This is a genomic window from Moorena sp. SIO1G6 (genome assembly GCF_010672795.1).
Taxonomy (GTDB): Bacteria; Cyanobacteriota; Cyanobacteriia; order Cyanobacteriales; family Coleofasciculaceae; genus Moorena; species Moorena producens.
In genome coordinates this window covers 1-14,397 of the sequence record NZ_JAAHFZ010000044.1, presented here as the reverse complement: position 1 = coordinate 14,397, position 14,397 = coordinate 1, and the positions used below count along the sequence as shown (strand labels likewise).

At 43.1% G+C, this 14,397-nt stretch carries 13 protein-coding genes; 3 read left to right on the top strand and 10 right to left on the bottom strand.

The genetic code is table 11. From position 1 onward, the window contains the following. Positions 1–284: 284 nt before the first annotated feature. A complete protein-coding gene (gene petE / locus F6K63_RS27705; protein ID WP_502708369.1) occupies positions 285–647 on the bottom strand; it encodes a plastocyanin in 363 nt (120 codons plus the stop codon). Positions 648–1,093: 446 nt separating this feature from the next. Further along, the gene (locus F6K63_RS27700; protein WP_287250861.1) at positions 1,094–1,285 is read right to left on the bottom strand and encodes a hypothetical protein; all 192 of its coding nucleotides are present in this window, start codon (positions 1,283–1,285) and stop codon (positions 1,094–1,096) included. A gap of 466 nt (positions 1,286–1,751) precedes the next feature. On the opposite strand from F6K63_RS27700, the gene F6K63_RS27695 reads away from it, so the two are divergent. Beyond that, a complete protein-coding gene (locus F6K63_RS27695; protein ID WP_287313671.1) occupies positions 1,752–2,363 on the top strand; it encodes a cysteine dioxygenase family protein in 612 nt (203 codons plus the stop codon). 361 nt (positions 2,364–2,724) lie between these two features. Here F6K63_RS27695 and F6K63_RS27690 read toward each other — a convergent pair whose 3' ends face one another. Then, positions 2,725–4,323 (bottom strand): peptide ligase PGM1-related protein, encoded by a 1,599-nt coding sequence (locus F6K63_RS27690; protein WP_287313669.1) that lies wholly within the window; start codon positions 4,321–4,323, stop codon positions 2,725–2,727. 11 nt (positions 4,324–4,334) lie between these two features. Between F6K63_RS27690 and F6K63_RS27685 the strand changes: the two genes are divergently transcribed. After that, the gene (locus tag F6K63_RS27685) at positions 4,335–4,484 is read left to right on the top strand and encodes a hypothetical protein (RefSeq protein ID WP_287250859.1); all 150 of its coding nucleotides are present in this window, start codon (positions 4,335–4,337) and stop codon (positions 4,482–4,484) included. Here F6K63_RS27685 and F6K63_RS27680 read toward each other — a convergent pair. From F6K63_RS27680 to F6K63_RS27655, 6 genes are all read right to left on the bottom strand, one after another. Then, positions 4,481–5,794 carry an aminopeptidase P N-terminal domain-containing protein gene (locus F6K63_RS27680; protein WP_287313667.1) on the bottom strand — a complete coding sequence of 438 codons (1,314 nt, stop codon included), beginning with the start codon at positions 5,792–5,794 and terminating at the stop codon, positions 4,481–4,483. The two genes, F6K63_RS27685 and F6K63_RS27680, sit on opposite strands and share 4 nt — an antisense overlap. 51 nt (positions 5,795–5,845) lie before the next feature. Continuing rightward, on the bottom strand, positions 5,846–7,405 hold the full coding sequence (locus tag F6K63_RS27675) for a hybrid sensor histidine kinase/response regulator (RefSeq protein ID WP_287313665.1): 1,560 nt from the start codon (positions 7,403–7,405) through the stop codon (positions 5,846–5,848). Between the two features lie 217 nt (positions 7,406–7,622). Continuing rightward, positions 7,623–9,551, bottom strand: coding sequence for a sensor histidine kinase (locus F6K63_RS27670; RefSeq protein WP_287313663.1), 1,929 nt, complete (start codon positions 9,549–9,551; stop codon positions 7,623–7,625). After that, positions 9,552–10,337: an MBL fold metallo-hydrolase gene (locus tag F6K63_RS27665; RefSeq protein ID WP_008181344.1), complete on the bottom strand. Its 786-nt coding sequence runs from the start codon at positions 10,335–10,337 to the stop codon at positions 9,552–9,554. 24 nt (positions 10,338–10,361) lie between these two features. After that, positions 10,362–10,979 (bottom strand): anthranilate synthase component II, encoded by a 618-nt coding sequence (locus tag F6K63_RS27660; RefSeq protein WP_008181343.1) that lies wholly within the window; start codon positions 10,977–10,979, stop codon positions 10,362–10,364. A gap of 48 nt (positions 10,980–11,027) precedes the next feature. Further along, entirely contained in the window at positions 11,028–11,672 is a 645-nt protein-coding gene (locus F6K63_RS27655; RefSeq protein ID WP_287313661.1) for a hypothetical protein, read from the bottom strand. A gap of 575 nt (positions 11,673–12,247) precedes the next feature. On the opposite strand from F6K63_RS27655, the gene F6K63_RS27650 reads away from it, so the two are divergent. Continuing rightward, positions 12,248–12,859, top strand: coding sequence for a hypothetical protein (locus F6K63_RS27650; protein WP_287313659.1), 612 nt, complete (start codon positions 12,248–12,250; stop codon positions 12,857–12,859). A 299-nt stretch (positions 12,860–13,158) separates the two neighbouring features. On the opposite strand, the gene F6K63_RS27645 is transcribed toward F6K63_RS27650, so the two are convergent. Further along, positions 13,159–14,079, bottom strand: coding sequence for an N-acetylmuramoyl-L-alanine amidase (locus tag F6K63_RS27645; protein WP_287313657.1), 921 nt, complete (start codon positions 14,077–14,079; stop codon positions 13,159–13,161). Positions 14,080–14,397: the final 318 nt, after the last annotated feature.

Genomic DNA, 14,397 nt, shown 5'->3' with positions numbered 1-14,397 from the left:
AAACAAGTTGGCTAGTCCATACAGGATTGTCAGATCATGTCTTTCTTTCCGTCAAAAGACAAGCTGTCAAACTTCTTTATTCCTGACTTGAAGCGCAGTCAGGGCGCACACTGTGCGCCCTGACGTCATACCCTACGGTTATAGTTGCTGGGTAAGTGCTGATTTAAATTCACAAAACTACCACGATTTGCGATCGCTTAAGTCTTAGAATAGTTAATCTTGTGAAAGCTGTGTGGTTTTGACATTGCTGGAAGTCTTGATCCACAGCCCTAGTCCTAGTGCTACTATGACTCAGCTTCAACAATGATTGTGCCTCCCATGCCAGCACCACGGTGGGGGGCACAGTAGTAGGAGTATGTACCAGGCTCATCAAAGGTAGATGTATAGGAAGAACCCTTAGCCATCAACATGTTTTTGTGAGTCAGAGATGGGGCGTCCTCAAAAACAACATTATGAGGACCAATGTTGTTCATCACCCACTTGACAGTTTCCCCCGCTTTGATGGTAAGAGAACTTGGTTCAAATTTTAGTTGCCCATTGTCTGTACCCATTTTTATAGTGTAGGTTCCTCCACCAGCTGCGGCAGCAGGCTCAGGTGCTTCAGCGACCTCGGTGGGTTCAGCGGTCGTGGGTTCTTCTTCAGCCACCTCAGTGGTTTCCGCTGGAGATTCTACCTCTTGGGCAACTTCAGCAGCTGGGGCAGGTGTGGTTTCTGGAGGAACAGTAGCTGTAGTTGAGCCAGCGCAACCATAGGTAAAGGTCAAGATACAGAAGGTTACCACAAGCAGTGATAGTAGCTTTTTCAATGCTATGTTTTTCATAAAAAAAATTGAACCATGACTGTCAACGGTTCAATTATATGACAACTTGTCATACACATTACAAGCTGTCAAACTTATGATCAAACTTATTATGATCAGATGGCTTAGAAAGCCTACAGGTAAAGGCAAGGGCGGCTGGCACAAACATCACCGAGGCAGCAATTAAGTAATCTGCTAGTATGGCCAGGGAAATGCTAAGCTGCCATCACACCAGCAGCAATAGGGGCAAATCCACCTATGATCAGGGTATCTTAGGTGCGGGAGAGACATGATTAAGGATTCTTTTTACTTGCACAAGGATTCTTTTTACTTGCACAAGGATTGGATTTACCGGCACAAGGATTGCCTTGCTCTGTAGTACTCTCACCAGGAGTAGTATTGGTTGTGGGAGCACCACAGGATGTTACCAGTCCTAGAGTGACAATTGAGGCAGCAGCGATAGTAGCAAAATACTTAATTTTCATGGCAATTCCCTCCTTTGCTTTCATGAAGGTTAATTTTTATCTGCATTGTACATGAGTAATAATTGAAATGGCTGAGACTGAATTGGTTTAAACTGAATGACACCTGAGAGATGACTGAGGAATAGCTGAGAATTGGGCGTTGCTGATTCTGAGTATGGTTTCGCCCCCCTAGCCCCCCAATTCTGGGGGGAAAAAAACTCTAAAAGTCCCTCTCGGTGCGCTTTCCAATGGGCGAGTAAATCGCCCTTGGGTCGCACCGCAAAGTTGGGGGATTTAGGGGGCTTTAAGAAAACCAGATGATCGCGGATTCATTCCTTAATTCAGCAACCCCGTAGCGCTTTAGTTGCTTTCCCACCAGTCAAATTTTAGTCAGACTTTGAAAGCTGAAACCTAAAACCTAAAACCTAAAACCTGATAGCTGATAGCTTACAAAACATTTATCAAAAACCTTGCTTAGGTAAACTGTATGGAAAGTAGTGATTGGTTGCTGACAAATCAAGGGGACTGTGAAGCCTGTGAGATACCTAGTGACTGGGAATGGTCAACGAAACCCTATCGACTCTATCGGTTTCTGACTGACCTAGAGGATACTCTCGATCACATTAACGATGAGCGCCAACTCCTCCAAGTCATTCGTCCTTTGGTACGTCGCTTACTCACTAGTTCCTACTGGCTACAGGGTGAATATCTTGAACCTAACCCTGACCCAGGCTGGTCGGTGCAAATGCTTTATGATGAAATCAATTATCCCTTAACCGTCCAAAATGTAGTCTGGTTACCGGGAAGAGTTTCTCCCATTCACAACCATGGTACATGGGGAGTAGTAGCCGTGATCAGTGGGCAAGAAAAAAACACCTTTTGGCGGCGTACTCATGACCCAGATTTTCGCGATCGCATCGAACAAGTAGGAGAAAAAATCCTATTCCCTGGAGATATTATTAGTTTTACCTCTGATGGGATCCATAGTGTGGAAGCAATGGGAGATGAACCAACAATTACCTTTAATATTTATGGAGAAACCAACTACGACCAGCGATTTGAGTTTGATCCACTAACCCATACGGCAAAGATATTTTGAATGAAGAATGTAGAATTTAGAATTTAGAATTCATAATTCAGAATTTATATCTAAAATCTAACATGTTGAACGTTGTCTGTCATAATTGATAATTTAGCACCTAAACTTCTACATTCTTAATTTTCCATTCTACATTCTTAATTCTTAATTCTTAATTTTCCATTCTACATTCTTAATTCTACATTCTTAATTCTACATTCTTAATTCTACATTCTACATTCTACATTCTACATTCTACATTCTTCATTCTACATTCTTCATTCTACATTCTACATTCTACATTCTACATTCTACATTCTTCATTCTACATTCTACATTCTACATTCTACATTCTACATTCTTCATTCTACTATTCCCTTTATTATCTATTCCAAGTAATAGGGATACTAGGATGGGAAACTGGGACATTAGCATCTTTGTCAGATTTAGTTTCTAGATCCAGTACCCTAACAACCTGGTTATATATTTCTTCTGCTTGTTGGGGAGAATCTCCAATGCTAGTTAATCCTAGTTTGCCAAATTCAGAGAGTGTGCCCATCAAGTGAAATACAGTGCCAGTTTTAGTGCTGCTATCAAAATGGAGTTGATGGTAGGCGATAATATCCATCAAGTCATTGGGCATTAACCCTTTGTAACTATCTTTTTGTAAATTGTCCGTGGCAATATAGTGCTTTGGTTGACCCTCTTGAGAGCAAAAAAGACCAGTGGAGAGGTCATAGCGACCATTGGTCATGAATTTCAGGGTCATAAAGGGATGGGTTGTACCGCCTTTGCGCAGGTTGATTTCAATGGCTTGTAAGTCCCAGGTATCCCGATCGGGCTGATGAACCGCAACAAAATCTACACCGTAACGCTCTATTGCTCCTTTTTTCGCTAAGGTCTGACCGACTCGTAGTCCCAAATCTTGCAATTGTAGGCGATAACCTGGATCAGCGGGAAATCGACAACCTAAATAAATCTGACCGTCTGGTCCGCCGAGAATTTGATCGTGAGTCGAGAGAATCTTGACCTCGCCATGGGGGGTAATATAAGCCTGAACGCTAGGCGATCGCTTTTTTTCTCCGTCAATAAAGGCTTCGGCAATTGCCCCTAACTGCGGTATCCGACTGCTATAACTCTCCCAGGTTTCCCCACTAGCTTGAAATCTCAAATTTACGATCTTTTCTTTCAAAGCCGCTACTGTTTGAGTATGGGAAACATTTCCCGGACCTACCTCCGATAGTGGTTTCAAGTCCAAGATAGCATTGCCCTCCCCAGAAAACCCTTCGTTGAGTTTAATCACAATCTTGTTCAGTTGCGGTTGCCTGTGCCATAACTGCGCTGTTGCTTCGACTAAATCATCAACGGTCCAGACTAACTCACTGCCGTCGGGATGGGGGACACCACTGTCAGCAAAAATTTGCCGACTACCGCTCTTGGTACCCCAATAAAGCAAATCTGGGTCTGGGGCAAGTAGGGGTAAGTTCAATTTTAAGGATATCTCGCGCTCTAGATTAGTAGAGTTGTAACAAGACATGTAAGACTTTCCTGGACGTAAGGCTTGACGAATCCGCTTCATCAAGCGGGGACGTTCTAGAATCTTTTGGCTAAGTGGCTTGAGGGAAGCATCATAGGTGGAAAACAGCAGTAAGCGATCGCGTGCATGGGAAAAGGGAATTCCTGGCAGAAGCTGCAAGTAGTAATCAATCACAATCGGTGGCAACGGCACAGCGGTAACATAAATTAACCGTGTGTAAGGGTTGCGCAGACGAATTAGGGAAAATAATAACCGTTCTTCGTAGTGCAAAAAACCCTCAACTTTCAGCAGTTCCCGTTGGTCAACACTGACAGAAGGTACTACCAGAATATCGTGGTCGTCTTGGTCAAATTGATCACTACTCTGCCAGCGATCGCGTAATTGGTGCTGTAGTTGCTGAAACTTTGACTCTTGCCGAGATAAAGAATCATTCACATTGTCCATTGTTTTTTAAAATGGTAGCTATAGCGCTGCACCCAGGGAATCGGGAATCGGGAATCGGGAATCGGGAATCGGGAATCGGGAATCGGGAATCGGGAACAGGGAATCGGGAATCGGGAATCGGGAATCGGGAATCGGGAATGAAAAAGCTTGTAATCGCTTAAGTCTCCAGCTCCTCTAAGGATTTCGGTACACCAGCAGTCAATACTTCATTCCCTGACTCAGTCACTAACACATCATCCTCAATCCGAATCCCAATCCCGCGCCAGCGCTGATCAATAGCTGGCTGACCTTCCAAAGGCTCAGTATCAGGACCAATATAAAGTCCTGGTTCTACTGTTACTACATTACCGGGCTGAAAAATATGCCAGTTCTCCCCCTGTTTGTACCCTCCACTGTCATGGACATCCAATCCCAGCCAGTGACCGGTGCGGTGCATATATAGATGTTTATATTTCTTCTCTTTAATAATTTCCTCACTATCACCGGCCAGGAGTCCCAAATCGATTAACCCTTCCACCAGGATTTTCACAGCCGTGTCATGAAATTGATTATAGGGATTCCCTGGTTTAACTTGTGCGATCGCATTCAACTGTGCTTTCAATACCAGCTCATACAGAATTTTCTGCTCTGGGGTAAACTTACCACCCACTGGAAATGTCCGAGTAATATCAGCGTTATAATACCCATAACAACAACCAGCATCAATCAGTAGTAAATCCCCGTCTTGCATCTGTCGATTGTTCTCGGTATAGTGTAGGACGCAGCTATTGGCACCAGATGCTACTATGCTCGGGTAAGCCGGACCGATGGCACCTCGTCGCCGAAAATCATGTTCTAGCTCTGCCTGCACTTCATATTCATAACGTCCAGGTTGAGTAAATGCTCTAGCATGGTTATGGGCGTCCACAGAGATTTCTATAGCTTGACGCATCAACTTCAATTCCGTAGTACTCTTAACCCGGCGCATCCCATAGAGAATTAAGTTAGTCGATTCGAGAGCCATCGGTCCGGTTCCGTTTTTGGGATAAAGTCCCATCAACCTTTGCCAGTGTTTCAGGATGGTATCATTGAAAGGTTTATCCCGTCCCAAGTGGTAATAAATTCGATCGGCCTTTTTTAAATACTGAGGTAACTTCTCATTCAACTCAGTAATCGGATAGGTCTCATCCGCTCCAAATTGTTCTTTTGCTGCTTCCACACCTGTCCGATAGCCTGTCCAGACTTCTTTCTCTGGTTCTTTCGGTTGCACAAACAGGACAAATCGGTGTTCTTCGTGATGGGGCGCTAGTACAATTACTGCTTCTGGTTCATTGAAACCGGTCAAGTAAAAAAAATCGCTATCCTGTCGGAAATTGTATTCCACAGTATTATGCATAATGGCAACCGGGGCGCTCCGAAAGATTGCGGTCCCGTTGCCAATCTTACTCATCAACTGTTCACGACGCTCTTTATATTCGGTTTGTGGAATCATCCTTAGTTATTGGTTAGTTGTTTGCTATATTTCTTTTTAGCCCAAGCCCACCTATATAGAACTGGTTAATGGCAATTTTACCGTATAGGTTGTACCAACTCCGACTTGACTAGTTAAGGTAATTTGACCACGATGCAAATCCACAAACTTGCGGATCATGCCTAGCCCCATTCCTGAAGAATACATAGAACCAATATTACTAGCTCGGAAGAACGCTTCAAATAATTGTCCCTGACCTTCGGGCACAATCCCACTGCCTTGGTCTTTTACCTGGAACACAATTTGGTTATCTTCACAAAAAATTTCCAAAGCAATCATACTACCCTTCAAGGAGTAATGAGTTGCTAAGGTCAGCAAATTGCTCAAAATTTGCCGTAGGATTTGTTCATCCAGCTCAACTAGGCCAGGGTAATCCTGAGCAAATAACTCAATAGTATAGCGCTTTCCCACAATGATTTGCTGCTCTTCGACTAAACTGCGGCAGAATTCAACCACATCTACGGGCACACAGTTGAGCTGGAGTTCACCGGATTCAGCCTTGCTTAAGGTCAGAACATCCTCCATAATTCGAGTCATTCGCATCACTGATGATTGAATCCGATACAAGTTTCTTTCTTTTTTGTGCGGTGACAACTTGGAACCGTATTTTTGCAGGACTTCAGCAGCAGTTAGGATAATCGATAGGGGAGTGCGAAACTCATGGGAAATCCTAGCGATTAGGTCAGATTTCAGTTCCCCTAGTTCTTGTACTGCAGACAATATTTGACCCACTTGAGCTTCAGCTTGTCGGCTAGCGGCAGCTTTGGCTGGCAATTTTGATCTTTCTACTGCCAATAATTCTGGTTGTTGCTGTTCCCTGATATTCCACAGCACAAGAACTACACCCTTGATGGTACCATCTTCTTCTGTAATCGGGGAAGCACTATCTCCCACGGAGATCTTGCTACCGTCTTTGGCAATCAAACCTATGCCCTGATCCACAAAAATGACCCTTTCTTCCTGAAGCACTTCCATGACTGGGTTCTGGAGTGGGGTATCAGTGAGTTCGTCTACAATTTGAATCACATCTGTAATGCTTTGCCCAGAAGCTTCTGCTACTGTCCAGCCAGTGAGGGTTGCAGCTGCTGGGTTCATGTAGGTGATTGCTCCTGTTTCATTGGTAGCGATCACAGCATCATTAGTGGAGCTGAGTATTGTGGCTAGCAGATCCTGCTGTTTGACTAACTCTTTTTCCAGCTGGTGCCTATAGAGGGCCGTTTCAATCGCTACCCGCAATTCCCGTTCGTTAAATGGTTTGATCAGATACCCGAACGGTGCTGTCCTCTTAGCTCGGGCTAGGGTACTCTCATCAGAGTGGGCTGTCAAATAGACTACTGGAATCTGGAATTGCTCTCGGATGCGCTGAGCAGCAGTTATGCCATCTATATCGTTTGGATCTAAGGTAATATCCATCAGGACTAAATCAGGCTGGTTATTGGCAGTGCTGCTGATAGCGCCCGTACCAGAGGTGACGCTATCGGTTACTGTGTATCCCAACTGTATGAGCTGTTCAGCAATAACTTCAGCTGTGATCGCTTCATCTTCAACCACTAAGATGTTTATTTGTGACATTTCCTAGTTATGGAATTGCTTTTTAAGTTACCTTGGGTTGTCCCTTGTCTTAACTTTGAAGCAAGCCAGTGTGTTCTCCCTACTTAATAATTTTTGCTTTGGTTCTGTGCTGCCAGTTAGTTAACTGCCTCACAACCTGATAGTTCTATATCACAATTCGAGGGTGGGTCTTGAAAAATTTCCTAATGCTTTAAGCTTGTTTAAACTTGTTTAAACTTTATGAAAATTTAATTTTAAACATAACACCATGACTTGTATCTAACTCAAGCTCACCTTTGAGTTGCTTAGTGGCTAGGGTATGGACTAAGCGTAGCCCTAGGGTCTTGGGGTTTGCTAAATCTATACCTTCTCGGATGCCAAGACCATTGTCACTGACCATCAGTTCAAAATAGTTATCCTCACGGCACTTAAAGTCAACAATAATTTCACCGCCATCTACTTCTGGAAAAGCGTGTTTGAGGGCATTGGAGACTAATTCATTAATAATTAAACCACAGGGAATGGCCCTGTCGATGTCCATAAATTTCTTAACAAAATTAACCTTAATCCTAGGGGGATGATTACTACAGGTGTAAGATCTTAATAAGTCCTTAGTCAGAGATTGAATATAATCTTCGAAGTCAAGCTGGCTCAGGTTCTTAGAGCCATACAATTTCTCATGGATTAAGGCCATGACTTGGAGACGGTTGCGGCTTTCACAGATGATCTCCAGGATACTTTCATCATCTATATATCGAGATTGGAGGTAAAGGATTCCTGAGACAATTTGTAAATTGTTCTTGACCCGATGGTGAATCTCTTTAAGCAGTATGTCCTTGTTTTGGGCCTCTAGAGTTGCTGCTTCTGCTCTGATGCGATCGCTAATATCTCGACCTTCTAGGATTAACAACACTATATTTCCGTTCTCATCCCGCAACGGTTTCACGGAAAACTCCATCGTGAGCACTTGACCCTGTAACCCTAGCACCGACCCTTGATAACGGACAAACTCACCGGTGGCTGCTCTCGCGATCGCATTTTTTAAAGGATTTTCGATTTGAGTAGACTTTGTCCACCATTGGATTTGCCAGAAGGGCTTACCCACAATCTCTGACGGAGTTAATCCGCTAAAGTCAAGGGCGGTTTGGTTGGCTTCGAGCAAGGTACCATCTGGTTGCAGCAGCCAAGTAAATTGGCTGGTCTGGTCAAAGATGGCTTGGAATTTTCGCTGACTCTCTCCCAAAGCTTTCTCGACTTGCTTGGCTTTGGTAATGTCAGTGACAATACCATCAATGCGTATGGGGATACCATGGGCATCGGTGTGAATTTGGACGTGATCACGAATCCAGCGCACCTGCCCATCAGAGCGCACGATGCGATATTCTAAGTCAATACCGTCAATTGCCAGGAGTGATTGGGGTGACAACGGCAATGATTTATTGTTGATAAAATTTCGCTTCTGCTGAACTCGTTCTCGGTCTTCTGGGTGGATTCCCTCTAGCCAAATATTTGAGTTAGCTAAAAAATCGGATATGCTATAACCATAAAGATTGTCAACAGCGGAGTTGAGGTAAAGCAGTTTGGAAGTTTGGGGGCGCACGGACCAAACCACATCCTCTAGGGAACTCAAAATACTTTCGATACTTTCGAGTCGATTGTGGCTTAACTGTAATGCCAATTCGTTTTTTCCGAGTGCCTCTTGAGCCAGAATGCGTCCGCGAATCTCCTTGGCTAGTCTAGAATTAGCAGTTAAGAGTTCAGCAGTGCGTTGTTCAATCCGTCGTTCTAGCTCAAGGCTGGCTTGTCGCAACTTTTTGATCAGCTTCTGGTTCTGGTCTTTGATCCAGCCGAGCCGCACAGCCAGTAAGACCACCACTAGAATCCCCAAACTGACCTCTACTGAACCCCCGGTTAAACTCGGTGGACCAAAGTGAACAGCAGAGGCATAGATCAGGTAAATTGCCCATACTGTGGCACTGGTAACTCCAGCAAGTAATCCGTCGATACTGGCAGTTAGGGCAACAGCAAAGATAAGAAGTATAAACGGAGTTGGAACAATAAACCCAAACTGCCGTAGGGTTTCAATCCAGAAAATCATGGCTACAAGCGCCACTCCACCAGTCCAGAAAGGCGGTTGCAGTCTGGGTAAGGGGCTAGGCAAGGGCATTTAGAAGTTGTAGTTGTAACTCATTAGTTGAATCACTGACCCATCCTGGGATAAATCCCCTGAGCTAATCCTAATGGTATCGTTTTTGGCACGGCGTATGGGTGTGTCCTTCATCAATGTTAAGAACTCCTCCACTGGTAAAATATCACACTGTTCGGCATCAGCCGCCTTGGTTCGGAAATGAGTAGGAATCATTATCTTTGCCTTAAGGAAATCAAATGCCTGTTTAGCTTCTTGAGGGTTGTAGGCTTTCGGTCCCCCTCCCACTGGAATTAACGCTAAATCAGGACGCCCGATCAGAATTTTCTGCTCAATATCTAGAGGGGCTGCTGCTCCTCCCAGATGTAGAATATTGATACCGTTTTGAGTCCATTTCCAAGCAACATTATTACCAAAGCGACGTCCACCGACTCGGTCGTGAGGAATACTAATTCCCTCGAATTTTAGCCCATTTGCTTGAAAAATACCCGGTTCAAAGAGGAGCCGGGGACTGCCCGGTATGCCTTCCGCTGCTCCTTCATCTAGTAGTAGGCTACTGATTAGGACTAAATCTGCCTCTACTTTTGGTGAGTTGTATTTAGCGGTACACCCAATGGTTTGGAATGGGTTGACTAAAACTCGCACACCACCCCCAGTAAATAAAAAGCAGGTATGACCAAGCCACTTTACTGTCAATACATTGCGTGATGGCTGTGCTTGGTAAGAACTGAGTCCAGAAGCTAAGCCGGTTGAAAGAGTTGTGAGTACACCCGCACTGACATAGCGCATCAACTGTCGCCGTTTCATGGTTTGTTGGAAACAAGTTTATTTTCAGGGAGATATAGAGAGAGTAGCAGATGCTGGCAGCGATTCTAAGAAGTTTTTTAGAAGTTGCTTACCAGAAGAGGTCAAAATACTCTCTGGATGAAATTGGACGCCTTCGAGCTGGGGATAGTTCCGATGTCTAACTCCCATAATTGTGCCATCATCTACCCAAGCCGTAATTTCCAAGACATCAGGACAGCAGCTACGGTCAATCACTAAGCTATGGTATCGAGTCGCTATGAAAGGATTGGGTAATCCCCGAAAAACCCCAACCCCAGTGTGATGAATTTCTGAGGTTTTGCCATGCATCAATACTGGTGCCGAAACAATTTTCCCGCCAAATACCTGACCCAAGGCTTGATGACCCAAGCAAACCCCTAGAATGGGTAGAGTTGACCCCAAATTGCTGTAGATAGCACTTGATATCCCAGCATCTTCAGGGCGTCCTGGCCCTGGAGAAATCACGACCCCATCTGGGTTGAGGTCGCGGATTTTCTGTATATCAATTTTATCATTGCGATAGACCTGAATCTCTGATCCCACAGGTAATTGGGTACCCAATTCTCCTAGGTATTGGACTAAGTTGTAGGTAAAGCTGTCGTAGTTGTCAATGACAATAATCATTATCCGTTACTCCCGATTGACCATAGGTTGCAGGTTATAGATTATAGGTTACCGCTTATTTGAAGTCTGGTCTGGTTTTAAGCTCAGTATTCCAATCAAAATGGAGAATATTTCTTCTGTATCTCTAGGAATAGTCTGACTTTGAATAGTTTTGGCAATGTGCTTCCGTTTCCTATCAAGGGTTCCAAATTTCCAAATATCCCCCAGAGTCACAGCACCATAAATAATTTCAATAGATTCGCTATCTTCGTACTTATCTAAAGCAATTAGTTCGGCTGCTAACTGGTTGAAGCCACCATCAATATCTTTCTTTTTTGCTTCTATAATAATCAAATTTTGGCTAGTTTTTAATAAGTAGTCTAGGGCTCCTCCTAGCTGATCGTTAATGTCTAGGGGATACTCAACATTGACTTTAACTGGGAGCAGCTTGGCAATTTCCAGGATTAGTGGGGCAATCAGAAATTCCCGTTTGGCAATTTCCGAGGTAAGGCTTATTTTAGGAATAATGGTGTAGTAGGTATGGTTGAGCTGTTGAATGATATCTAGGTCATAGTTGCTAGACTTAGGCAGGTCAATTACTTCAATGGCAAAAGAGTAACCAAACTCACCAACAATTTCCTCAGTGGGATTGGTCATCGCAAAATAGTCACTAAATGTATACTTTCGGTTTTCTTTTAAGATGGATTTTTTCATAAGTTAATTTGTGAGCTATTAGCTATCAGCTATCAGTTATCAGCTATCAGCTATCAGTTATCAGTTATAATTTACCAGTTATAACCAGTCAGCTATCAGCGGTCAGCCTATGGGCTACGCCCATAAGCTGACTGCTGACTGGTGAATGCTTACGGTTAAATTGTAGTCAAATCTTGATTTTCGGTAATTGGTAAGTATTTATACTTATTATTGACCGTTAAGAGCGATCGCACTTTATACTTCGTAAGTGCTATGACAGTCAGCGAATAATCGCCGTCTTAAGAGGATATCTGAAAAGTTTTTTGATACTGAATTTTGCCCCCCTGACCCCCCAACTTTGGGGGGAACAAGAGTCAATTTGCTTCTAAAAGTCCCCCAAGCGAGCAATCCCTCGCTTGGGGGACCAACGGGGGCTTGGATGTAGCAAATGAGACTTCTCAGACAACCTCTAAGATATACTTTATAATTTTCTTTATCAACAGTCTCTTAGCTAAGCCGCACATCTGTTCCAATCTCAAAACGAAATAGTTTGGTCTCTAAAATAGAATTAGACGCAATCAGGAGACTGATCAACTATGGCATTCAGTGACTTTAAAACTATTGCTGATGTACAGAAACACTATCAAATTAAATACGAAGAAGGAACATTTATAGTTTCTCAAGATACTGACCCACCCGAAATTTTTGTAAAAGACCTAGAGTTTTATAAAGAAACAATAGATGTATTCAGCTCGGAAGCCTCCCGGAGTGAAATTATCATTTCACCATTGTTGCGAGAACTCTATAAAAAATACTATAAAATCTATTCTTTCTGGATTCAAAAAACCATCTTCTATGACCAAGTTCTGTCAGGGACTCCTGACTACATATTTTCGACAAAATCGGAATTAGGAAAAACGGTTTTAGAAAAACCACTGGTTATTATTCTTGAAGCGAAAAAAAATGATTTTCAACAAGGTTGGGGACAATGCCTTGCCGAGTTGGTAGCTTCCCAAAAAATAAATCAAGATGTTCAACGTCCTGTTTATGGCATAGTTACTGATGGGAATTTATGGCAGTTTGGAAGATTACAAAGGGACATTTTTACTCAAAATGTCGAAAATTTTACGATTGATAAATTGTCACGATTATATGGAGCATTAGACTATCTTATCCTGTTAACAGAAAACTATACTAGTAATCAGTAATATTCGTTATTACCTTGAACTATTATATAGCAATTCTCAGAGTCATGAGCGACATTGCTTATCCTTTTAAGGCAGAAGGCAGAAGGCAGAAGGCAGCAAGGCAAGAAGGTCTTAAGGGAATAAGCGCCAATCAAGACTGTACCTCATAGGTATGATAAACGCTATAATTCCAGTCCCCCATTAATCTCACGCTCCCCGATGGGGTGAGACGTGAGGCAACTGCTTGAGGTGCGCTTGACCCGTAATTAAATTCGCCACGGGTCGCACCTGTTGAATGGTAAACGTGCCTTTAAGCCTTGCTAGTCAATCAATTTACTCCAAGTTTGTGGTCCGACGATACCATCAGCCGTTAAACCTTGTTGTTTCTGAAATCTGATCACAGCACTTGCGGTGCCTGAACCAAAGATACCATCTGCCTGAGTTCCTACCCGACGTTGGAGATATTTTACCGTGGTACCTCCAGCATGATTAGGTCTAAGTATGGGTTGCTCAAGAATCTGATTAATAGTCTGCCATGTCGTCGAGTCACCCATTCCAGTTTGGTTAATTCCTACAATAGCTTGAAATGTTTTTATTGCTGCTATAGTCGCCTGATCAAGGGAGCCATTTTCTCCTAATCCCTGACCAGCAGGACTTTTAATTTTTAGGCGATTGAGAGCTTTTTGTAATTCTAGAACATTATCTTCGGAGGAAGATTGATTAGTTGGTGGCTCTTCTCCTGTTAATCCTTTAACAATTGCATTAGCCAATGCTTCTGGATCGTAGATTTCCATATCTTTCTGGGAATCACAAAAGCAGCTTTCGATCAGAATTGCTGGCATATTTGTATATCGCAGTACATATAAATGAGAGCCATTTTTAACCTTTCTATTAAAGTAACCCAACTCCACTATCTTTTCTAAAACTGGCTGGGCAATTTTTTTGGCGGTATCACTAATCGCAAATACTTCTACCCCATTAGCTTGGCCATTAAATCCATTAAAATGAATTGAAACAAACTGATCAACTCGATTAGCATTGGCAATATTGCACCGTTGCCGCAGTGAGCTGCCTAAAGTACTCGCACTCTTAGGCTTGCATTCAACTACCTGATGTCCCAAGTCTCTCAATTTTGAAATTACTCTCGTTCCGACGTCCCTAGTCATTTCATCTTCTACTCTGATACCTTGAGCTCCTGTATCAGCGGGCAAGTTGTGACCAATATCAATTCCGTATTTCATGATACTTTCTGAATTTCTCTAATTAGCCATTTTCTCTAATTCTGTTCTATGTTAGTGGATTTAAGCCAATAGTGCTTAACAAAATTTAATAAACTGCTCCTAAATCGAAAACTCAGACCCAACTCCTGGTTCTTTTTCTAAATTGATCTGGATCAAGAAACGTTAAAAAATAACGTAAGCATTCAGCTATTAGCTATCAGCTATCAGCTATCAGCTATCAGCTATCAGCTATCAGCTATCAGCTATCAGCTATCAGCTATCAGCTATCAGCTATCAGCTATCAGCTATCAGCTATCAGCTATCAGCTATCAGCTATCA